20 protein-coding genes, 1 pseudogene and 1 riboswitch are annotated in these 23,550 nt (G+C 33.9%); of the genes and pseudogenes, 14 read left to right on the top strand and 7 right to left on the bottom strand.

What is annotated here, in order from left to right:
* The first annotated feature begins 11 nt into the window (after positions 1-11).
* Together pfkA and pyk are read left to right on the top strand one after the other, a co-directional pair.
* Positions 12-971 (top strand): 6-phosphofructokinase, encoded by a 960-nt coding sequence (pfkA, locus tag GC105_RS11200; protein WP_152804784.1) that lies wholly within the window; start codon positions 12-14, stop codon positions 969-971.
* 10 nt (positions 972-981) lie between these two features.
* The gene (pyk, locus tag GC105_RS11195) at positions 982-2,727 is read left to right on the top strand and encodes a pyruvate kinase (RefSeq protein ID WP_152804782.1); all 1,746 of its coding nucleotides are present in this window, start codon (positions 982-984) and stop codon (positions 2,725-2,727) included.
* A gap of 48 nt (positions 2,728-2,775) precedes the next feature.
* Here the strand turns inward: pyk and GC105_RS11190 are convergent, their stop codons facing one another.
* The 4 genes from GC105_RS11190 to GC105_RS11175 all read right to left on the bottom strand — a co-directional run bounded on the left by GC105_RS11190 (position 2,776) and on the right by GC105_RS11175 (position 7,782).
* Positions 2,776-3,960, bottom strand: coding sequence for a TolB-like translocation protein (locus GC105_RS11190; protein ID WP_152804780.1), 1,185 nt, complete (start codon positions 3,958-3,960; stop codon positions 2,776-2,778).
* A gap of 90 nt (positions 3,961-4,050) precedes the next feature.
* Positions 4,051-5,823: an ATP-binding protein gene (locus GC105_RS11185; RefSeq protein ID WP_152804778.1), complete on the bottom strand. Its 1,773-nt coding sequence runs from the start codon at positions 5,821-5,823 to the stop codon at positions 4,051-4,053.
* Positions 5,823-6,509, bottom strand: coding sequence for a response regulator transcription factor (locus tag GC105_RS11180; RefSeq protein ID WP_152804776.1), 687 nt, complete (start codon positions 6,507-6,509; stop codon positions 5,823-5,825). Before GC105_RS11180 ends, GC105_RS11185 begins: the two co-directional genes overlap by 1 nt.
* Before the next feature lie 158 nt (positions 6,510-6,667).
* Positions 6,668-6,750, top strand: a riboswitch (cyclic di-GMP riboswitch).
* Between the two features lie 366 nt (positions 6,751-7,116).
* Positions 7,117-7,782 carry a TetR/AcrR family transcriptional regulator gene (locus tag GC105_RS11175; RefSeq protein ID WP_152804774.1) on the bottom strand — a complete coding sequence of 222 codons (666 nt, stop codon included), beginning with the start codon at positions 7,780-7,782 and terminating at the stop codon, positions 7,117-7,119.
* Between the two features lie 270 nt (positions 7,783-8,052).
* Here GC105_RS11175 and rlmD point away from each other — a divergent pair, with 270 nt between their 5' ends.
* Positions 8,053-9,417, top strand: a complete 1,365-nt coding sequence (rlmD, locus tag GC105_RS11170; RefSeq protein ID WP_152804773.1) for a 23S rRNA (uracil(1939)-C(5))-methyltransferase RlmD — start codon at positions 8,053-8,055, stop codon at positions 9,415-9,417.
* A gap of 435 nt (positions 9,418-9,852) precedes the next feature.
* Here rlmD and GC105_RS11165 read toward each other — a convergent pair whose 3' ends face one another.
* From GC105_RS11165 to GC105_RS11155, 3 genes are all read right to left on the bottom strand, one after another.
* Positions 9,853-11,040: a mandelate racemase/muconate lactonizing enzyme family protein gene (locus GC105_RS11165; RefSeq protein ID WP_152804771.1), complete on the bottom strand. Its 1,188-nt coding sequence runs from the start codon at positions 11,038-11,040 to the stop codon at positions 9,853-9,855.
* Positions 11,041-11,085: 45 nt separating this feature from the next.
* On the bottom strand, positions 11,086-12,435 hold the full coding sequence (locus tag GC105_RS11160) for an APC family permease (RefSeq protein ID WP_152804769.1): 1,350 nt from the start codon (positions 12,433-12,435) through the stop codon (positions 11,086-11,088).
* A gap of 201 nt (positions 12,436-12,636) precedes the next feature.
* On the bottom strand, positions 12,637-13,839 hold the full coding sequence (locus tag GC105_RS11155; RefSeq protein ID WP_152804767.1) for a mandelate racemase/muconate lactonizing enzyme family protein: 1,203 nt from the start codon (positions 13,837-13,839) through the stop codon (positions 12,637-12,639).
* Between the two features lie 121 nt (positions 13,840-13,960).
* Here GC105_RS11155 and GC105_RS11150 point away from each other — a divergent pair, with 121 nt between their 5' ends.
* The 11 genes and pseudogenes from GC105_RS11150 to GC105_RS11105 all read left to right on the top strand — a co-directional run bounded on the left by GC105_RS11150 (position 13,961) and on the right by GC105_RS11105 (position 23,468).
* Positions 13,961-14,728, top strand: a complete 768-nt coding sequence (locus GC105_RS11150; RefSeq protein ID WP_193708393.1) for a FadR/GntR family transcriptional regulator — start codon at positions 13,961-13,963, stop codon at positions 14,726-14,728.
* A gap of 565 nt (positions 14,729-15,293) precedes the next feature.
* Positions 15,294-15,614 (top strand): hypothetical protein, encoded by a 321-nt coding sequence (locus tag GC105_RS11145; protein WP_193708392.1) that lies wholly within the window; start codon positions 15,294-15,296, stop codon positions 15,612-15,614.
* A gap of 293 nt (positions 15,615-15,907) precedes the next feature.
* Positions 15,908-16,969 (top strand): hypothetical protein, encoded by a 1,062-nt coding sequence (locus GC105_RS11140; RefSeq protein ID WP_152804763.1) that lies wholly within the window; start codon positions 15,908-15,910, stop codon positions 16,967-16,969.
* A gap of 239 nt (positions 16,970-17,208) precedes the next feature.
* Complete coding sequence (locus GC105_RS11135; protein WP_152804761.1) at positions 17,209-18,255, top strand: alpha/beta hydrolase family protein; 1,047 nt, start codon at positions 17,209-17,211, stop codon at positions 18,253-18,255.
* A 194-nt stretch (positions 18,256-18,449) separates the two neighbouring features.
* Positions 18,450-18,635, top strand: a pseudogene (locus tag GC105_RS11130) (helix-turn-helix transcriptional regulator); the annotation flags it as partial.
* Positions 18,636-19,042: 407 nt separating this feature from the next.
* Entirely contained in the window at positions 19,043-19,225 is a 183-nt protein-coding gene (locus GC105_RS16920) for a virulence RhuM family protein (RefSeq protein ID WP_193708391.1), read from the top strand.
* A 56-nt stretch (positions 19,226-19,281) separates the two neighbouring features.
* Complete coding sequence (locus tag GC105_RS11125; protein WP_152804759.1) at positions 19,282-20,121, top strand: prenyltransferase/squalene oxidase repeat-containing protein; 840 nt, start codon at positions 19,282-19,284, stop codon at positions 20,119-20,121.
* Positions 20,122-20,499: 378 nt separating this feature from the next.
* Positions 20,500-21,543 carry an NAD(P)/FAD-dependent oxidoreductase gene (locus tag GC105_RS11120; RefSeq protein WP_152804757.1) on the top strand — a complete coding sequence of 348 codons (1,044 nt, stop codon included), beginning with the start codon at positions 20,500-20,502 and terminating at the stop codon, positions 21,541-21,543.
* Positions 21,544-22,044: 501 nt separating this feature from the next.
* Positions 22,045-22,356: a HAMP domain-containing histidine kinase gene (locus GC105_RS11115; RefSeq protein ID WP_193708390.1), complete on the top strand. Its 312-nt coding sequence runs from the start codon at positions 22,045-22,047 to the stop codon at positions 22,354-22,356.
* Positions 22,353-22,622, top strand: a complete 270-nt coding sequence (locus GC105_RS11110) for an FtsX-like permease family protein (RefSeq protein ID WP_152804754.1) — start codon at positions 22,353-22,355, stop codon at positions 22,620-22,622. The genes GC105_RS11115 and GC105_RS11110 overlap by 4 nt, the downstream gene beginning before the upstream one ends.
* Positions 22,623-22,859: 237 nt before the next feature.
* Positions 22,860-23,468, top strand: coding sequence for a serine hydrolase (locus GC105_RS11105; RefSeq protein WP_152804752.1), 609 nt, complete (start codon positions 22,860-22,862; stop codon positions 23,466-23,468).
* Positions 23,469-23,550 lie beyond the last annotated feature (82 nt).

Here is a 23,550-nt window from a genome sequence, read left to right as displayed (position 1 = left end):
GAGAGGTTAATATGAAGAGAATCGGAGTTTTAACTAGTGGTGGAGATGCACCAGGGATGAATGCAGCCATAAGAGCTATTGTAAGAACTGCTATGTATAATAAAGTAGAAGTGTTCGGAATCAAAAGAGGATATACTGGCTTATTAGAACAAGACATAGAACCAATGAATATATATTCTGTTGCAGATATTATTCATAGAGGAGGAACTATCTTAAGATCTTCACGATCTGAATATTTCAAAACAGAAGCAGGACAAAAAAAAGGAGTTAAGATACTAAATGATTATAATATAGAGAGCCTTATTGTTATTGGTGGAGATGGATCATTCAAAGGTGCCCAAGCTTTAAGTAATAGAGGTGTAAATACTATAGGGATTCCAGGAACAATTGATAATGATATTGGATGTACTGATTATTCTATCGGATTTGACACTGCACTTAATACTGCATTAGATGCTATAGGAAAAATTAGAGATACAACAAGTTCACATAATAGAGTTAATGTCGTGGAAGTTATGGGGCGAGATTGTGGTGATATTGCCTTATTTGCTGGTTTAGCAGGAGGAGCTGAATCTATAATCGTTCCTGAGCAAGAGTATAATCTAGATATAATATGCGAAAAATTGCTAAAAGGAAAAGATAGAGGAAAACTACACAGTATTATAATACTATCTGAAGGGGCAGGAAGCTTTGATGATTTATGCAAGGGAATTGAAGAAAGAACAGGAGTAGTTACAAGGGGGACAAACCTAGGATATATACAAAGAGGTGGTAGTCCATCTTCCTTTGATAGAATATTAGCTAGTAGGATGGGAAATATGGCTGTAAACTTACTTATCGAAGGACAAAGTAGTAGAGTAACGTGTATCAGAGATAATAAATATATTGATATGGGTATTAATGAAGCATTAGAAATAGAAAAGAAATTTGATGTAGAAGCATATAAAATATCAGATATACTATCAATCTAGGAGGAATTTTATGAAAAAAACTAAAGTCGTTTGTACACTAGGGCCTTCAAGTGATTCAGAAGAGTTAATAACTAAGCTTATTGAAAGTGGTATGAATGTTGCGAGAATTAACTTTTCACATGGGATTCACAGTGAACATAAGAAAAAAATTGATTTAATTAAAAAAGTCAGAAAAAAATTGAATGTGCCTATAGCTATTATGTTAGATACTAAAGGCCCAGAAGTCAGGATTAAGCAGTTTGAAAATGGAGTAATAAATCTAGAAAAAAATGATCAATTTATTTTAACTACAGAAGAAATAATTGGAAATGAAAAGAAAGTAGCAATAACCTATGATAAGTTACCCCAAGAACTAAAAATAGGTGATGCAATACTTGCAGATGATGGCCTATTACAATTTGTGGTAGATGATATTAATGGAAATGATATAATATGTAATGTTGAAAATGGTGGGGAGTTAAAGAACAATAAGAGTCTAAATTTCCCAGATACGGCAATTAAGCTACCTGCTATAACGGAAAAAGATATTGATGATATAGTGTTTGGTATAAAAGAAGATATTGATTATATTGCAGCATCATTTATCAGAAAAACAGATGATGTTATAGAAATAAGAAGAATTTTAGAAGAAAATAATGGTGAACATATTCAAATAATATCAAAAATAGAGAATAGAGAAGGTGTCGACAATATAGACTCTATTATCGATATTTCTGATGGTATAATGGTGGCTAGAGGAGATTTAGGAGTAGAAATTTCTCCTGAAGAAGTACCATTAGTTCAAAAGGAAATAATAAAAAAATGTAATGTATTAGGTAAACCTGTTATTACAGCTACGCAGATGTTAGATTCTATGATTAGAAATCCAAGACCTACAAGAGCAGAAGTTACAGATGTAGCAAATGCGATATTTGATGGTACTGATGCAATTATGCTATCAGGAGAGACTGCAGCAGGGAAATACGCTATAGAATCTGTAGAGACTATGGTGCGAATAGCTATTAAAACAGAAACCTCTTCAGAATATAGAAGATTAATGACACATCATTTTTCTGGAGATACTTCAGTAACAAATGTAATAAGCCATGCAACTTGTTCTACTGCAGAACAGCTCAAAGCGTCTGCTATTATAACTGTTACATCATCAGGTTATACAGCGAGAATGGCATCTAAATTCAGACCTACATCACCAATTATTGCATTAACAGATGACGAAAGAGTAGTTAGACTACTATCATTAGTATGGGGTATTCAATGTGTAGAAACTGACTGTTTTAACGATACAGATAGTATGTTTAAAAAATCAATTTTAACAGTAGTAAATCAAGGCTTAGTAAATTTAGGTGATTTAGTAGTAATAAGTGCAGGTCTGCCATTAGGTGTAAAGGGAGCAACTAATATGATTAAAGTACAAACAATAGGAGATGTAATTATCCGGGGTGCTGGTATTGGAAAACAAGCAGCAACAGGAGTAGCGAGGATAATTGATCAAAATAAGAATGACAAATTCGAAAAAGGTGATATTGTTGTAACCTACGGCGTAGATAGAGACAATATATCTTATGTGAAAGAAGCCTCGGGAGTTATCACTGAAGAAGCTGGTTTAACATCTCAAGGTGCAATTGCAGCACTTCAATTTGGAATTCCAATAGTAGTAGGAGCTAAAGAATGTTTAAAGCTAATAGAAGATGGAACTATAGTAACGATAGATCCTCAAAGAGGTCTGATATACAATGGTAAGGCAACTGTAATGTAAGGTAGTGTAAAAATAAGAACTTCTAGAATAAACTAGAAGTTCTTATTTTTAGTATTTATATGAGTATTCGATATTATATACCTTATAATTTAAGGTGTTAGATTCTTTGCTTTCTAGCTGAAATACTGAAAAGAATATAGAATCATTATTTGAGTTAAAAATAATTCTATCACCGGCTATTCTCAAATTAGAAGCTAATTGGGTACTTTGAGTTCCATCTGAATTCATTATCCAAATATTTTGGTTATTGGATGAATCATCTATCTTCTCACCATAGATGATTTTATTTTCATCAGGAGTAAAATAAAACATCGATATGGGACCTTCATAAACAACAGTATTATTATAGTACATATCAACACTTATTAACTGATTAGACTTTTCGCCTTTTGCATTATACAAAACACTGGCATTCTCAGTAGAAATATTAAAGTCAGTAACATTTTTGTGAATTAAACGTGGAACAACCTCTGTCTGAGCTAAATTAGCATAATACAAGTCCATGTCCTTTGTTTTAGGATTTAGGGCTAAGAAAAAGGCTAAATTGTAATCTTCATAATAGTCAACTTTATATATATTTAAGTTTTCAGTTAAATTATAAGTTTTTCTATATATACTTTGACGAGAGATGCTACGAAGCTCCACTATCTTTATTTGACCTTTTGTATTACCGTATATGACTAATTCATTATTTACCATAGAAAATTTAGGTGAAACACTTTCGTCAGATGTAGATAAATTTTTTGTTTGGCTACCTTCATTATTTGTCCAGTTTAACCGGTATGAATCTTCGATTGCTTTTCCATCTGGATCTCTATTGTATTCGACATAAATCATACCTTTGTGTTTTTTATCAAATAAGGCATTTACTTGTTCTTTTGAAGACAAGAGCACTTGCTTTAATTGATTGTTCTTTATATTGTAAGTGTGTAGATTCGAGTAAATACCAGCAGACTCTATATTCCCGCTTATTGAGCTAGAGGGGCTACCTAATAAGAGCGTTTTACCATCACTTGATATATCATAAACTAATCCATCTATTAAATTGCTATTGATACTTTTAATCAAAACTTCCTGATTAGATTCTAAGGAGCTTTGCAATAAGGTTTCACTATCGGTTAGACCAGTAGCATTATTTAATATTTTGGGTTCGCTATCTCTTAAAAATAAAGGGGTACATCCTGCTAATATGATAGAAAGAAGTACTATAATGATTAATTTTATTTTATGCACTTTCACATCTCCTTAGGAGGTTATTTTACTATTCTATTTTACAAGGTTCATATAATGAAATGAACAACATAATGTAAAAATGGTGTAAAATTAATTTTCCTTTAAAAGTTTAACCACAACCATAGTGCCTTCTCTATCTTTACTTTCCATGTATACTTTTCCATTGTGCCTGTCTACAATGCTTTTAACTATAGATAATCCTAAGCCTGTACCTCCAAATTCCCGAGATCTTGCCTCATCTACTCTGTAGAAAGCATCGAAAATTCTTTCTAAATATTCTTCGGGCACACCAGGACCGTAGTCCCTTACAGATATTTCTACGTAATTATCATAATGTGTAGCGACTACATTAATTACATCACCTGAATTAGAATATTTAATTGCATTGTCTAAAATATTGATAAACACTTGTTTTAGTCTGTCGTTATCACCTCTTACACGAGGAAGTTCTGATGTGTTGTAAAGTATATCTATATTGTACTTCTGACTTTTTACTTTCATTTGATAGATAACATCTTCTAGAAGCATATTGATATCAACACTCGTAAAAATAATATCGAAATCAATCTGATCGTATTTAGACAGTGATAGTAAATCATTAACTAATCTAAGCAGTCTTTTACCTTCTCTATTTATGTTGTCTATACTCTTGTTAGTTAATTCAACATTATCTGTTCCTCTACGCTGTAATAAATCCGTGTATCCTATAATAGTAGTTAATGGAGTCCTAAGTTCATGAGAAACATTACTTAAAAATTTCTTTTGTTGTTTTTCTACTTCGTATAACTTAGTGTTATCTCTTATAACAATTAATACACCAAGAGTGTTTTGATTATGCATAATAGAACTTGCAAGTAGTAGAAGGTGCTTATTAGAGAAGTTCACTTCTGTTACTATATCATTTTCTTCTCGCAATACAGCTTCCACCATATCTTTTAAAAATGGGGTATTGTCTAAAATAGAGCTTTCAAATTCATTTTCACTTGTATTTAAAATCTCCTTTGCTTTTTCATTAACCATCAAGATATCAAAATTTTGACTTATTGCAAATATTCCATCATCGATAGATGAAATAATTGCAGATAACTTGTATTTTTCTTCTTCAATTTCAGTTATTTTATCTGAAATATTTAGAGTCATATTATTGAAATTACTTGTTAATTCGCCTACCTCATCTTTTACATCGTACTTAATTAATTCAGAATAGTATCCTTGAGATACTTTCTTAGTGGAGTCAACCAATAACCTTATAGGTTTTAGAATAGACTTAGCCATGTAATTACTAAGGATAATAAGAATTATCATACTAAATAAAGACGAAAAAATAAATAAAGTAATTATCTGTTGAATAGTAGTATCCATAAATTCTAGAGAATATATTAAAGCAACAACGCCAATTTTATGATCATCGATATATATCGGGGCTGCAGAGTAAATTCTACTTCGATCTTCAACTTTTTTATATAGGGACACAGATTTGCCACTATCCAAGGAGAGTGCAGTTGATACCTCATTATCTAAAGAAACATTACTAATAAGTTCCACATTAGCAGAATCACTTAAAAGATTTCCGTCTAGATCATATAACAATGTTCTTGTGGTATAAAGATTTGATAGACTCTCAACTAATGATAAACTTTTATTAAGAAATATTGTGTCATAATCTGAAGTAGATTGATCCGCTCTAACCTCTTGTTGAATATATAAGACAGCTTCATTTGAATACTGAGATAATCTCCTTTGAGAAGAGCCTATACTATTATGAATTAATCCTTGTATTACTATGACGGCTATTAAAATCATAGTTAAAAGCACAAGGGCTAAGTTAATAAATACAAATTTAGAGCGAAAAGTAAACTTCATTAAAATCTCCTCATTTTATATCCTACACCAAAAACAGTTTGTATATAATTGTGTTTAGCAAACTCACCAATTTTTTTTCTAATCCTTTGAATATGCATGTCCACTGTTCGAGTATCACCAAAATAGTCATAACCCCATACTCTTTCTAAAAGAAGTTCTCTTGAGAAGACTTGTTCTGGGTTAGATACTAGAAGGTGTAACAACTCAAACTCTTTTGGAGTCAAGTGTATTTCGGTGCTATTAACTAACACCTTTCTTTCATTACCAATTATTTTTATTTCATCATTATATAAAATATCATCTTCATCCTTAGGAGTAGTGTTTTGACTTCTTCTAAGTAAAGCTTTAATTCTAGCCATTAATTCCCTGCTATCAAATGGTTTTGTTATATAATCATCAGCACCTAATTCTAAACCTAGGACTCTATCAATAATATCGGTTTTAGCAGTTAGCATTATTATTGGTATACCTTTATCGGCATTAACCTTTTTACAAACATCATAACCGTTCATTTTAGGAAGCATTAAATCTAGGATCATTATATCAGGGTTAAAAGTTTCTACTTTCTGTAAAGCCTCTTGTCCATCATTCGCAGTTTCTACGATATATCCTTCAAACTCTAAATCTAGCTTTAGAAGTTCACATATAGACACCTCATCGTCTACTACAAGTACTCTTTCGTTCATGAAACCTCACCACCTTATGAAATATTTGTAATTATTATAGTATTTTATCATAAAAAAAATGAATTTAATAGATTGTCGAAAAAAAATAAATGCAAACAATGTAGAAAAATGTTGCACTTTAATAAAAAACATGTTAATCTTTAATAAAGAAATTGCTTTTCAGATACTAGCAAACTATTCGAAAGAATAGGACGCAAAGCTATAGGGCCTTCCCTTCACCGGATGGTAGCCAGTTACCAAAGAGAAGATTTTTTTATGCTAAATAATGATAATTTGATGGGATGCGTAATGCATCCCCTTTTTTTATTATCGCCAAGTAAGGAGCCAAGTGGCTGCTTACAGACATTTGGTTACGTAGGAAAGTGCTACTTTTTTACTCAATAAAAATAGAAAGGTTTATAGGGTAATTATTCCCTATGGTATTTTGTAAGTTACCCAGGCTGTAAGGCTGTCTAAGTCTAAACTTACCTACCTTAACCAGTCTAAGCGTTACTATGATGCTTGAATAAACCGAAGACACGGTTACTATAGTAACGCTAGAGTTTTATTGATTTTAGGGATACAAAGATGTCTAAGGCTTATAATATATTTTAAATCATGTAAATAGTCACTTAACAGTGACAAGAAAATAATCGTTTAACTCTATTTCCATTTTAGAAAACATCTTTTCTGTTTCACTTAAGATCTCATTAACCCTTTCAGGAGTAACACCCATCAAACTAAACATAGATTTTATTCTGAAATTAAAAATTACTGAAGTATCACAGTTAAAAAATCCTTCTACATTTCTTTTTGTAATGCCTATTCCAGAACCAACTACAGCAGTTTGAATAAGTTTTATTTCATCCTCACTAAGGTTTAAGTTGTATTCATCTACGTGTAATTTGTAGAAATGGTAGACAACTTCAATATCGTATTCAATTCCTTCATTGCAAATATCATAATAAAAATTTTTAAGCATCGGATTATTATCTAAAAGATAAGTGAAAACGCGCAACTCTAAAGTTGTACCGTATTGCAAATCATAACAATTGTAAGTTTCTAACATGTATTTTTTCACAGCATCTTTTATATGGACAAAAAAGTCACCGTAAATCAAACCAGCTATATTTTTTTTTGTTTTGAAGTAATAGTTAATCAATCCAGGGTTGCTATTTGCTTTGTTGCATATATCTACATAAGTTGTCTTTTTGTATCCTTGAAGATAGAACAATTCCTTACATGTATCAATTATCTTATTTTTAGAAATTTTACTGGTTTTATACTCTGCCATCCAAGTACCCCTTTTATAAAATATTTGCCTTAATTATATACTATCATCAATAAGTTATCAAATTAAATAATATTATAGTTTTACAAAATCTACACTAATTAAGTTTATTTTACTCTAATAACCCCATTTTTCTACTTGTTGAAATGAGTTCTGTATAGAAGAAATTTGTTTAAAAAGTAAAAAAAGTGTTACAATGAAAAAGAAAATGAGCAATCTTTGTACAAGAGCTTACTTTCACAATTTACTTAGTCAAGAGAGGAAAGTATGCTAATGGATCGATTATACAAAAAAGGCGAGATAGTAACTTTAAATATAGAAGATATAAGCTCAAAGGGTGAAGGTATAGGTAAATACAATGGTTATACTATATTTGTTGAAGGAGTATTACCAGATGAAAAGATTAGAGCTAAAATTACTAAAGTAAAAAGTAATTATGCCATAGGAAGTTTAGACAAAATAATTGAACAGAGTAAAAATAGACGTACACCTCCATGTGTTTTTTTTGAAGACTGTGGAGGATGTCAAATACAAAATTTAGAATACAAAGAACAGTTGAAGATAAAAAGGAAAATAATTGTAGATGCACTAGAGAGGATAGGAAATTTAAAAAATATTCAAGACAAGGTGAAATCTACGTTAGGGATGAAAGAACCATATGAGTATAGAAACAAAGCACAGTATAAAGTATCTCAAGACGCTACATTAGGGTTTTATAAAAAGAAGAGCCATGAAATTATACCGATTAATCATTGTAAGATACAAAGCGGACAAAGCGAAAGTACAATGAAATATATAAATGAGTTTATACAAAAGAATAATATATCGATATATAATGAAGAAACACATCAAGGAATTTTTCGTGGTGTAGTGGAACGAGTATCAAATTTTAATAATGAAGTGATGCTAATATTCGTAGTTAACGTGAAGAAAATTAAATTTTCTAAAGAGTTAATTGAACACATTAAGAAATACTTGCCTAATGTAGTAAGCATCTACATTAACATTAACATGAACAAAACCAATGTAGTTTTATCAAAAACTAATAAACTCATTTATGGAAAAGAAAAAATAACTGACAGCATAGGAACTTTAAAATACGAAATTTCACCATTATCATTTTTTCAAGTAAACCCAATACAGACAAAGGTGTTGTACGATAAAGTAGTTGAATTTGCAGAGCTAACAGGAGTCGAAACAGTCTTTGACTTATACTGTGGTATAGGAACAATATCTCTATATCTAGCAAAAAATTCAGGAAGAGTTTATGGCGTAGAAGTAGTAGAAGAAGCAATAAAAGATGCACAAGATAACATGAAGTTAAATAATGTAGATAATGTTGAGTTTACATTAGGTAAATCAGAAGAAAAAATCGTAGAGTTACTTAAACAAGGAATAAAAGCAGATATAGTAATAGTAGACCCCCCTAGAAAAGGCTGTGACGAAAAACTATTAGATGCCATAATCACCATGTCCCCTCAAAAAGTCATATATATTTCTTGTAATCCAGCAACATTAGCAAGAGATCTAAAAGTGCTAAATGTAGGAGGATATAATATAGAAGAAGTCCAACCAGTAGATATGTTTGCTCATACGATGCATGTGGAGACTATAGTAGCACTATACAAAAAAGACTAATCATATTTGCCCATATATCGCTTAAAGCTAAGCTTTTCAGGTTTAATACGGATATTGTAAATTATCGCAACAAGGAACTGAAAGATGAAATAGTTGTGAGACTTGGCTTTTGGATGTGAAATGTAGGGACATAAGAAATTAAATAATAAAGAATAAAATCCACTGATGAAATGTGAGCTGACCCTTATCAAGTAGAACAGATAATTAAATTAAAATTTATGCAATTAGTGCTTGGTTTCGATATTCAATTGGAACTAAGCACTTTAATCTTTTTTGTAGTTGTTATAGGTGTATGATATTGATTCATTATCATATACCTATAATCACATAGATTAAGAGTAAATGGATTAAAAGTAAATATATTAAGGCATGATAAAAGAGGAATGTAAAGCCAAATTGCGGTAAATACATTCCCCTTTATTATTTGTTTATATGTTATTCAATTACTTTTCTTTCGTAAGAATTATCTATAGCAGACTGTAAGAATTCGTTTCCAATACCAGGCAATTCAGGTACTGTAAAATATCCGTTTTCTGGTTGCAAGTTAAATTTAGTTAAGCCTTTAGAAGTATCCATACGATTAGCAACGTGATGTTCATGAATCGTAAAGTTTGGGATTGCTGCTTCAAGGTGTAATGCCACATTAGTGGCAAGTGGGCTGCCAGCCACATGAATTTGTATAGCGACATCATAGATATAGGCTAAATCACATATTTTTTTCACTTCAGTTATACCACCGCAATTCCCGATATCAGGTTGGGCTAATTGAATCAGATTTTTCTCAAAGTAGGGTGCATATTGCCAGCGTGAGAAAATGCGTTCTCCATTGGCAATGGGGATTGAAAGATTTTTGGCAATATACTCTGATGTTTTAACTGAGGGGGTATTAGGTTCTTCAAAAGCCCAAATATTATACTTTTCTGCGAGTTTTCCAAGTTGTACAGCACTTATAGCATCAGGATAAGAGTGATTTTCCATGATAATATCCACATCTGGACCTATTGCATCTCTTACAGCTTTAATCCGAGCTTCAACCATGTTCAGTTTTTTAGGTGAAAGTAAACCTGTTTGCTCAAGGGAGTTCAAACTTTTACCAGCTTCATCTCGATCAAAGAAATCCACTTTAATGGCATCATAACCTTCAGCCATGGCGAGAAGCGCATTGCTTGCATAATCCTCAAGAGACGTTGCCCAAACTTGGGGTTCATCTATTTTACCCCATCCAAATTGCAATTGACTGGCATAGCAACGTAAATTCTCTCTCATTTTTCCACCGAGTAGGGTATAGCAAGGTACTCCAAAATGCTTACCTTTAATATCCCATAAAGCAACATCAATAGCAGCAATACCTGAAAAGACCACTGGGCCACCATTTTGTCCCCAAAAGGTGCTCTTGTACATCTTTTCCCAAATCACTTCATTCTCAAGTGGGTTCATACCAATAATGAGTTCAGCAAGATCACATACCATACCGTAAGCAGCACTCCCACCAGTACCGTATGCCATGCCAGCTTCACCATCGCCATAGAGCCCTGTGTCGGTATAAATTCGGCAGCCTATGGGACTATTCATTTTATTATTGGCAGTATTCATGTGAAAAACTTCAATTTTTCTGATTTTCATCTACAATCATCCTTTCTTACAACTCATTTTTTAGTGTTCAATTTTTTAGCTTAATTCCAACATACCTTCTGTATCGACATGTGTTTTATGTGAATTATGGCGTGTAATGGCATAAATAAAGCAAAGCAATAGTGCTACAATATTAAATATAGCTAATGGGGTCGTTAGAGATTTAATGGAGTTCCATCCTATAAGCCCTTGAACGAAAATTGCTGCAATGATAATACCATAGTAGACAACATTATTTGTATGCATAGTTGCTTTTGCCCATTTCGTAGGCATTTTTTTAGGCACTTGCCATAATGAATAGAATAATAAGAAGTTATAAACTGAAGTGATTAACATCATATTGCTGACAATTTTAATAACAGAGAAATTTAGAAGTACTGGAACTAAGCCAACGATTAATTGGATGGTTAGTATAATATAAGCGCCACCACGTTTGTTCATTGAAGCCAGCTTTTCTGGAAACCAACCGTCTTGAGATGCCTTTACAAAAGGACCAACCATTGCACCATAACTTGAATTCATCGTTGTGAGTAATGCCATGATAGGACCACCGAACATGAATGCATAGAAAAGTGCATTTGGTAAAATAGTTTTTGCAGCAAGTGTTAAAGGTTGACCTGCGACAACTTCTAATGGCAATATAGCAGAGCCAATAAGTGCTGCACCGGTGTAGACAATCATCAATACAGGAATAACAGCGAGCATTGATATGGGTAAATTTTTTGTGGCATTCTTAGTTTGTCCACCATAATTAACATTGTATTTGTAACCTTGACAAGAGTAGACTAAGAGCATAACAGCCGCCCAAAATCCTTTGCTGCCATTTGAGAAAAATATTGAACTTGTAAAACTAAAAGATTGAGAAAAATCTGCTTTAGTAGCACCAACAATGATAAACATGAGCAAAGCGGCAACTAAGATAGCGCTCATGATTTTCTGAACTTTAGCCATATTAGCAAGCCCCATTAAATTGATGGCATAAAACAATATCAGGAATATAATACCAATAAGTTTACCATTAATAATTGGAAACATGGAGGTAATATACATGCCTAGAGCAGTTGCAAATAGAGATAAACCTAATGTTTGCAGAGAAAATCCCACAATATACATACCGCCTACTTTTTGACCACCTAACATCGTAATAATTGAATAATCACCACCAGAATACTTTGTTACAGATGAAAAAATAATAATGGGAAGATTGGTAATGGCACCGATGATAATAGCGATAAAGTAAGCGAGCCATACAGAATACCCTGTCAAGCCTATAGCAGGACCAATCAGAGTGATTACCCCAGCTCCGATTACCTGTCCAATCCCCAGTGCCCATAATTCAGTGAACCCTAAAACACCACTATCATTTAATGTAGACTCTTTTTTCATAAATTCCCTCCTAAATTTTTATGTATTGTCAACTAAACTTATTCAGTTTAGCTTTACACCTTTTATTTTTAAGGGTTTCACAAAAAAATATAGTGACCACCCTTTTTTGAAGTATAATTGAGTCAACATAACGCAGAATTTTCTATAAAGCATTTTTTCATAAGTTATTTGACACTACCAATTATTATTGTAATTAGCGCTTTACATGGACCAAAATACATCATCACCACTGATGGTGACTTTTGGTCCATTAAGTACAAAATCGGATAATTCATTACCTAAACCAGGACGATCAGGTACTTTAAATTTACCATTAACAGGTTGATAGTCGTACTTGCAAAGTTTTTTATTAAAATCACATAGATTTACAATATGATGCTCATGAATAATAAAATTTGGAATGACACACTCTATCTGCAATGCTGCCGCAGTGCAGATAGGGCTTCCACAAGCGTGAATTTGAACAGCCACATCATAAGTATAAGCCATGTCTGCGATCTTCTTTACTTCAGTAATACCACCACAAGTGCCTAAATCTGGTTGAATCACTTGAAGGGAAGCGTTTTCAAAATATTTAGCGTATTGCCATCGGGTATAAATACGTTCACCACTGGCAATAGGGAAGTTTAAACGTTCTGATATATATTTTGCGGTTGTGGGATCAGGTGTGTTGGGTTCTTCATAGTAAAAAATATTATACTTTTCAACAAGTCTGCCGAATTGAACAGCAGATTGTGAATCTAAGAAAGAATGATTTTCAATAATTAAATCGACTTTTGGTCCAATAGCTTCACGAACAGCAGCAACTCTAGCCACAATTTTATCAAGTGTGTCTGGAGAGAGTAGAGTTGTACGTTCGATATCGCTATAACTGCCTTCTTCAGCGGTTTCTTTGAAAGTGAAAAAATCGATTTTTATGCAGTCGTAGCCTTCTGAGACTGCCTGTTTTGCATGATTAATATAGTCTTCTAAGGTACGAGCTTGTTCCATAGAAGGTTGCCATCCAAATTGAAGTTGACTGGCGTAAGTTCTTAAATTATCTTGTCGCTTACCGCCTAAGAGTTTATACACAGGTACATTAAAGAACTTCCCTCGAATGTCCCATAGTGCTAAGTCAATAGCACTCATTCCAGCGGTAAAGACACACCCCCCATTTTGTCCCCAAAAGGTTTCTTTGTATAACTTGTTCCAAATGACTTCATTGTCAAGAGGGTCCATGCCAATGATCAATTTAGATAGATCTTGAACCATGCCATAAGCACCAGTAGAACCTATACCGTATGCCATAGCAGATTCCCCATCCCCATAGATACCTTCATCTGTATAAATACGACATAGAATAGGTTTCCAAATAGGATTTTGTGGGTCTTTCACTTGAAAAATATCCACTTTTGTAATAATCATTAATTCAACCTCCATTATTATATTTGTTCACTTGTTCGCTAAGTGAATTATATATTAAACGGAATTGCGAGTCAACGAAAAATTAATAATTGATTTTTAGGGACTATTATGTAAAAATAGATTGAGAAAAAGGAAAATAATAAATAATAAAGGTGCATCAAAAATGGATAATAAAAAAAATAAGAAAATCACACATATTTCTGCTGTAGATCAAGTTTGTTCCAATTTAAAAGAGGGGATTTTATCAGGTGAATGGACAACGGGAACAAAACTGCCTTCTGAGAGTGATTTGTCAGCTCTATACGGTGTAAACAGGTTAACTGTTCGTATGGCGTTACAGACACTGAGCACGATTGGTGTTGTTGAAACACGTGCAGGAGACGGTACTTATGTAAAATCTTTTTCTATTTCTCATATATTTCACCATGTATCTGATTTTTATTATGAAAAGAAGTCTTTTGAAGAAATATATGCACTTCGTAGATTAATAGAAGTTGAGTGTTGTAGATTAGCTATTTTAAATGCCACAAAAGAAGAAGAACTTGAATTGAAAACTAGCTTAGATCAATATTTAGTAGCCAAAGAAGAATTTCGTAAATGCCTTACAGATGAGTCTTTAAATACACTAGTTGACGAGGATTTGCTTTTTCACTATCAAATTTGTTTAATGAGTCATAATTCTGTATATGCTGATGTATTTATATTTACAAAAAACATCATTCGGCAGTATCTTTCGGGAATTATTTCTAAGAAAAATGATCTATGGCTTCAAAAAAAATACAATGATGATTTAGATGATCATGTGAGTGTTTATAAATCAATTTGTGAAAAAGATTTTGAAAGTTGTAAAAAATTTTACTATAAAACGCTCTCAATGGAGATGTTCTAATATAGAAATTTCAAAATTTGTGCGTATTTTTAAACGAGTAGGGACATGTCTCAACCATAAGTGTTAATTCAAATATAATTTCTTAAAATTACTGAGAAAAGAAAACAAAAAAATAATTAAGTTAGAAGGTGTTAAAGAAAGATATAGGCATGGTAATAAAACCATTTATTAATGGTATAAAAAGTAAGGAGAAGTTATTAACAAGGGTTGCTTAGGCAGCTCTTATTCGTTCTAACAATTGTGGTAATAAGTTCTGATATTTAGGATCAGCATTAATAAGAGTAAACCCTTTACCAGAGAGCTTGGCAACTTCTGAAAGAGTCAAGTTGCCAATCTCTTTACAAATGTCCTTATAAGAGTAATCACAAAGGCATCTCATTAAAAAAATAGAGATAGCTTTAAAACTAGAAACCTTGTGACTGTATTTGATCTTTATAAAGTCAGGACTACCAATATCAAATACTAAGTAAAGATGGTAATTCCATATTAATAACAACTATGGGTTCCGAATTACATCGCATCAGTAACAGCTGAAGGTGGTATTGTTTCTACAGCAGAGGAATCAATGATTTTTTTAAAAGAATTTTTTAAAGGACATTTTTTTCCTAAAGAGAATATAGAATACTTCAAAAAGTGGAATTTAATATTACCTCCACCTAGTCTTTTCTTCTATGGCATAGGGTTGGAAAAATTATTTATACCTAGAATTATCTCTCCGTTTAAACCGATCACAGAAGTTTTAGGGTTCTGGGGACAAACTGGTTCCTTTGCATGGTATAATCCTGATACTGATTTATACTTTACTGGTACTACAAATCAGATAAACGGTGCAGGTCATTCTGCTGTAGTAAAAGCTATTTTAAAAATTATTAAATCTGTATTATAAGATATGTTTATCCTTATTAAAACATGGTGTCCTGGTAAGTTGATTTTTTCCATAGGTTCTTATATGTATATGATCATACATTTTGTAGTACCCTCTCTCTAGGCATTCAAAATGATAGAGAAGAATCAGTATGATTTCAAGCTGCTTAATCTACATGCTAATATATTTAAGTTTATTCATCTGCCATATAGTGAAATGAGTAGCTTTAAGGGGGACTAGAAAATTGAAAAGAGAAATAACAAACATACTTTTTTTAATAGGATAACTATTCAAACACGACTGGAGGTTTTCATATGTATTCACCTTTTTCATTAAACATAAGCCACATTGAACGATTGTTCCTCATCAATTTTGAGAGGGATCCGGACGAAGTCTACATTGGTTTTGAGCCCCAGTGGTTTGATGATGCTTCCTACGGTACAGGCTTAAGAATTATAGCCTGGCGCAAGGACGGCTATATAGATGTGTACCAGCAACCTGGCCTGACCAAAGAGGATAGAATAGACGTAGCAGCAAAGGGGCTGGCTGATACCATTATAAGTCCCATGACCAATGCCCGTTTTAGCGTGACCACAAGCGGCGTTGACGTGGCCTTCGCCTTTAAGGACAAAGCTGGCCGTAAGGTGGAAGTTGAAATTGTGGAAAAAAGCCAGAAGCCAACCAACCCCTTTTCGCTATTAGCGCCTGTGGGAAGCTCTTCGGCTAATCCCTCGTCTCTACCTGTCTATCTGATGTTTAAGTTTGATTTTGTCCGCCGGGCGAATACTGACGTAACCATTAGCATTAACGGCCGGACTCATAAACCGGATACCTTTCCATTCCCACTTAATGGTTCTCGCGTGTACTTCATGCGCTACAGTTCTGATACATTTCTGGTGGACTGGTGCCCATCACAGTCACAGGCGCTTGAGCCACTTAGAAGGGAAGGAAACAAGCTTTACGGGCCGAATGACACTCTTTATGAGCTTTCAGAGCAACAGAATTGTCCCGCCTTTGCCCGCATTAGTTCAAGTCGCAAAAGCCATAGATTTGCATCCGAGTTTCATCCACCCTTCCCGGAAATCGCCTACATTGCGGATAATACTTCTTTTAGCGGTGAATTCGTACTTAGCGCGGATGAGTCTGCAGGGGTGGTGAGAGGTACTTATGAGGTTAGTCGCAGTGGTGACGAGGTGGAAGTAACACTTAACCCCAGCGGCGGGTGGGAGCCACGCCCCAGGACTCTTTTCTTAAAATTCCTTTTTAACGTCGCAAAGATCTTCCGTCAGTGGCCAAAAACCTACTTGTGGACGGCAAAGATCAATCTTAGTGAAGGCGTTCCACCTTTTATGGAGTCCAGGTGGACGAGGATCTAACCCCAGGTGGTTGGACATTAGACTTCAGACAATGCTGGGCCGGCTAACGCCTGTTTTTTTCTCGCGAGCCCATTGTATGGCAAGGGTATTTGACTCCGAAACTTGCAGCAGTAAAAACGAGAGATGAACGATTAACTTGAAAAATGACTACACGAGTAGGTTCACCTACTTGTGATCAGAAACTTTAAGAAATTTATGAAAGCTCTTTTATTGAAAATATATTTAGAATGTAGGTGGTAATGACGACTGTGCATAAAACTCCTGTACCAACTAAGCTAAGGAAAGTATTTATAAGAATCTTGATCGTTGTATGTGTATTTTTAGCCGTTGCGAAAGTTTTGTTTCCAGGCTTATCCGCTATCAAAACTACCGGCCCTTTTTCCTTTGATTCGGTCGTTGTGCAGATTAATGATAATTCTAGATTGGAGGCATTTCTTAACGATGGGAGCATTCGAAAATTATCCTTGAAAGTATACTATCCTACCGATAAAAGCATAGAAAGAAACAGCTGTCCATTAGTTGTTTTCTCACACGGGGGGATAAGTGTAAAGACAAGCAATGCTTCATTATTTGAGGAACTGGCAAGCCATGGGTTTGTTGTTGCGAGCATTGCCCATCCCTATCATGCATTATATGCTTCGATAGACGGAAAGAAAGTGTGGATAGATCGAGACTATTTCCAAGAATTAAATATGGAAGACTCAAATAAAGACATTGCCAATTCATATATGCTCTATAAAAAATGGATGGGTATCCGTATGGCAGATATCAACCAGGTAATTAACACAATCATTGCAGAAACAAGACAGCCCGGTAACAGTTTCTATTCATTGATAAATCCGCAAAATATAGGTCTTGCGGGTCACTCCCTAGGAGGTGCTGCAGTTCTTGGAACAGCACGAATGCGAGATGACATAAGTGCCGTGATTGCACTTGAAGCACCGTATATGTACGACATCACAGGATATTCCGAAGATGAGTTTACATGGAATACCGAGCCATATAAAAGTGCGGTTATGAATGTATACAGTGATACCGGATACATGCTAATAGGCAATGATAATAAATATGCTCAAAACGCAAATTATTTGTATAATAATGGAAAAGCTATAAACTATCACATCCCTGGCAGTAATCACTTTACTTTAACAGACCTTGTGAGAACTTCGCCCGCGTTATGCAAGATGCTTGGAGGCAATTATTCAAAACCAGGTTATGAAACATTAGAATTCATCAATGAAATATCATTGGAATTCTTATCACAATATATGTTCCCTCAAACGTAATGCTACAAAATCTGATTAAGACATCAATGACATCAACTCGAGCCATGTGGAATCAATCTGTGACCTTATCATAGTGAAATAGAAGATATGACGTCAAGGTGGAACTAGAAACTAATACATGATGAGCGACATGTCTTGAGTTTATGGTTTGCCTTAATCGGATCAGATTGATTTGGAAAATATCGTGCAAATAAAATCGATTAAAAGTAGCACGTGTAGAAAAAGGAATTTCTCAAAGCGAACTTGCTGAAATGGTGGGTGTATCGAGAAACACAATCAGCTCTATTGAAACGGGTCAGTTTAACCCAACTTCTAAATTGGCACTTATTCTTTGTATCGCTCTTGAAAAAAAGTTTGAGGATTTATTTTATTTTGAGTAGAGTAGCAGACAAAGGGTAGGAATAAAAAACTTGACAAAACAAGTACCTTGCAATACAAAATAGACGTATCATGCATTGCAAGGTACTAGAATGAGTAGCTAATAGGGACATATCTCAACTATAAGCATTTATTCAAATATAATTTCTTAAATTTACTATCATTTTTTAAAAGAGTCACTTCGGTAATACTTCTGCACATAACATAGTATGGGATTTTGAGATTTCTCTTTGATATCACGTAAACTCATCTCTTTTTTGTATAATAATGGGAATATTTTAATAAAACATGTATAATAAAAGAAAGTGTGCAACGAGTATGAGTATGAATATGAACTCTGAAATTATAATGTACCAGATCGAAGATGGTTTGACAAAAATAGAACTACTATTGACTGTCTATTGACCAAATGGTTGAATTATTTCAGCGAGATAGAAGTGTGATTGGTAAACATATAAGAAATATTTTTAGAGAAGGTGAACTTGAAAAAAGTTTAGTGTGGGTAAAATTTGCCTACACTGCTTCTGATGGAAGAGATTATGTAAAAGCGTTGGAAGATATGGAAATAGAGTTGCTTGGTGAAGGAAAATAGGACTATTCTCACTGAGTGACCTATGTAAAAAAATGAAGTATATGGAGGAGATAGAAATGGCTATAGAGAAGAAATATATTTCAGATGTTGAAGCTATATTATCGCATAGGTATGATAATGGCGCAGACTATTGGACTACACCTGACAAACGATTAATAAAAGGATCCCCTTTCTCCACGCTGGATAGCATACTATATCTGTTGGAATTAGGAATGGAATCCAACGAGCCTTTACTTAAAGAATGCGCCATCATAATATTCAGTGCATGGAGGGAAGATGGAAGTTTTAAGGTGTACCCGCAAGGTTCAATTTACCCATGCCATACTGCCAATGCTGTCAATGTGCTTTGCCACATGGGTTATACCTGTGATTCCAAACTGCAAAAAACCTTTCTACACCTTTTGGATACACAATATAACGATGGCGGCTGGCGTTGCAACAAGTATAGCTTTGGACGAGGTCCGGAAACTGAGTATTCAAACCCCTTCCCAACACTTACTGTTTTGGATGCATTCCGATTTAGTGATTATCTCAATAAAGAACCAGCGCTTGATAGGGCTGTAGATTTCTTGCTTGAGCATTGGACAATCCGGAAACCGATTGGCCCATGCCATTATGGAATGGGCACACTGTTTATGCAGATCGAATATCCCTTCCGCAACTACAATATTTTTGTTTATGTATATGTTTTATCCTTTTATAACCGTGCAAAGGAGGATAAACGATTTCTGGAGGCCTTGAAAGCGTTGGAATCTAAGATGGTGGATGGACAGATTATTGTTGAGCGTGTTGTTCCGAAGTTGGCCAAGTTTTCTTTCTGTAAAAAAGGTAAACCAAGTGCATTGGCAACAATACGCTATCACGAAATTTTAAAAAATCTTGGTGAAAAGAGGTAGCCAGTATTTGTATCTAACTCAAAAATAAAGTTGGTTTAAGAAGTTTTAGAGATTTCAAAGTTGGTTATAATTTTTATTCCGATAAAAGCTATTATGATTAACTTAACGAAAAAAGCATTACCATAGTTTTGTGGGCTACAAAATACTATGTGATGGAGAATAATACTAATATCTTAGATATGATTTAATCAATAGGACTGAAACCTTATCTTGACAAGTTGCGAACCGAACTGCATTTAGGTTTTTCAAATGATGTTTTCGAAGGAATCAAAGTGGACTACCTGGCTCAGTCTGATAATAGAGCCTTGTTCACATTTGAACGTTTATTTGTGATCGTCTATCATGAGTAAATAGTTTAATTATATGGAGGAATTTATAATGTACGATGTAATTGTAATTGGTGCTGGCCCTACTGGCAGTAGTGCTGCTAAGGAATTAGCCAGTAATGGATATAGAGTTTTATTATTAGAAAAGTTCAAAATGCCTAGAAACAAATCTTGTTCCGGTATTTTAATAAAGAAATCAATGAATTTGGTTGAGCAATATTTTGGAGAAGCAACGCCATTTTTTACTCAATGCACACCTACAGATAATAGGGGAATGATTTTTACAAATGATAAAGGAAAAGAATATCGATACGAACAGGAATGCTTAAATATTTGGAGAAGCTCGTTTGATTATTGGTTGACACAAAAAGCAGTTGAAGCTGGTGCAGAGTTTCGTGACGAAACCGTGGCAATATCTTGTGACGATTATCCAGATGGTGTAGAAGTACAATTAAAAGGTGCAATTGAATATACCGAATATGCAAAATATGTAGTTGTCTGTGATGGTGTGGTCAGCTCAATAAAGCGAAAACTGACTAATACTCCCAAAAATTATATTACAACTTATCAAACCTTTAACAAAGGTTCAATAGATTTAGATTATCATTACTTTTATGCTTATTTGCAACCACAATTATCAGAGTATGATGCGTGGTTTAATGTAAAGGATAATTATTTAATACTTGGAGTATCTGTCAAAGACATAAGAAAAATTGAGTATTATTATTCTCAGTTTCTATCTTATATGAAACAACATCATAATCTGAAAATTGAGAAACAAGAACGAGAAGAAAAATGGTTGATGCCGCATATTATGCCAGGATGTCAAGTTGAATACGGAAAAGGAAAAGTTTTGTTTGCAGGAGAAACAGCAGGTTTTTTAAATCCGATGGGAGAAGGTATTTCTGCCGGAATAGAAAGTGGATACGCTGCAGCTAAAGCTATTGAACAGTGTGGTTTAATAAGTTCAGAATTAGATTTAGATAGAATATATACAGCATATCAATTCAATACAGTTAATTTAAAAAACTATATGGTAAGGCAATGGAACTTTGTCGCAAGTATCGCAAGTACTTTTGACCATATGCGCTTATGAACTGTCCCTTATTACAAAATGTGATATTAATAAATCTAAAGGCACGATGAAAAGTGTATCAATATGGGCTATATGACGATAAAAGAAACCTGAGAAAAATGGAGTATCACTGCTCAAATGGTGAATTATATTGTTTTAATGGGCGAATTAAGGGTGTGATTAAAATGGTAATATTTGGATTATACCAAAGGATACAAAGAAGACAGAGGACGGAAGATATCAAAAATCAACCTATAAATTGAGAAAGTTGAGAAAATCTTGAGATTTGTATGTAATGATAAAAGGGATCCTACAAAAGGAGGCCGGAACAGTGAACAAAAAAATCTTATTGGTTGACGATGAAAAAGGTATTATTACCATGATGAAAAATTACTTTGAAATGATAAACTATCAGGTGTATGTTGTAACCCAGTTACTGTTCTAAAAGGCTCGGCACAAATACTGCAAAAGGGTCTTGAAAATGGTAATCTGACAGCAGCAAGAGAGCGTGATACCATTTCTTTGATTGAGCAATATACCGGACGAATTGAGACTTATGTGGAAGCCATGACTAGCGCACAAAAGTTGGAAGAAATTTACTGCAATCCGATACCGCTTGAATGGGAAGCCTTTTCCACGGAACTAAGCGACAGCATTTCTATCTTGGGTAAAAGTGCTGGTTTTGCTATTGAGTTTCATAGCAGTGCCACGGAGAAAAGTGTTTGGTTAGACAAAGATACTGTGTATAATGTTGCTGAAAATTTGATATCCAACGCTATGCGTTATGCGGATAAACTGATACGGGTTGATTTGACCAGCGGACGATTGGAATGAGCTCCGCCAGCCTCTATAAGACATTTTTGTGGGAGGGTGCCTATTACGGCATGATTGCAGCTGTTGTTGGTCCGGTAACAGGTTACATCTGTACAGTTTTTGTTGGAGCCGCTACCACGGACAGTCTAGAGCTGGTAGCAATACCTATTGTGCCGATTTTAGAAGCAACTGTTATTTCCATCCTAGTCTGTTTGATAGCAACGTGTATCCCACTCAAAAAGATTGCAAGAATGAGCATCGTGGAATCCATAGAAACAGTCGAGTAACACCAGCCTTATCAGACCGTTAATTGGTATGAAAAGTTTAGAATGAGAAAAGGGGGGTGAAATAACAATCGAAGCCGAATTATATTAATTAATTAAATAGTTGAGACATGTCCAAAAAGGTTTGCAGCTGATAATTTAATATAATTTTTTTAAAAATAGGTATTGTAAAGCATTTTTAATGGATATATCATTAATTTCAAGGATATCCTCTAAAATTTAAAGGAGGAAATTAATTGCATGAATCTGAAAAAAATTAGAGAACTTGAAAAGATTATAATCCATGACTATAGCAATATTGCGTGCATGGTTGTATTAAAGGACGGCAAAATACTATACGAAAACTACTTTAGCGGCTGCACGGCTGCTAGCACTATCCATGTTTATTCCGTAGCTAAAAGTATTGTTTCTATATTAATTGGGATTGCCATGGACAAAGGCTATATCAAAAGTATCAATCAGAAAGTATTGGAGTTTTTCCCTGATTACACCGTTAAAAGAGGAGAAAAAACGATACAGAAGGTTACACTCGAAAATCTGCTAACAATGACAGCTCCGTATAAATATCGGTTTGCGCCCTACAACTATATAAAGTACTTTACTAGTGATGACTCGGTAAAATTTACCCTTGATTTATTAGGAGGTACGGAACATATCGGGAAATTTAGATACGCGCCACTCATAGGACCTGATATTTTGTCGGGCATTATCATAAAAGTGACTGGACAATCTGTGTTTGATTTTGCAACAGAAAATTTATTCTCACCACTTGGAATTACTGTAGAGGGTAGTGTAATTTTTCGTACTGCAAAGGAATATAAATGTCAAGTTTATAATGCATGTTTTTGATCATTTAAGAATGTAGGTTTTATTATGATTCTTGTTTAATATGATCCTTTAATCTGTAGGATTTTCCACTAATTGATATAAC

Origin of the sequence: Alkalibaculum sporogenes (genome assembly GCF_009362815.1) — a bacterium.
Classification (GTDB): domain Bacteria; phylum Bacillota; class Clostridia; order Eubacteriales; family Alkalibacteraceae; genus Alkalibaculum_A; species Alkalibaculum_A sporogenes.
Note: the sequence above shows the minus strand (reverse complement) of the source record. Positions and strands in the feature narration are given on the sequence as shown.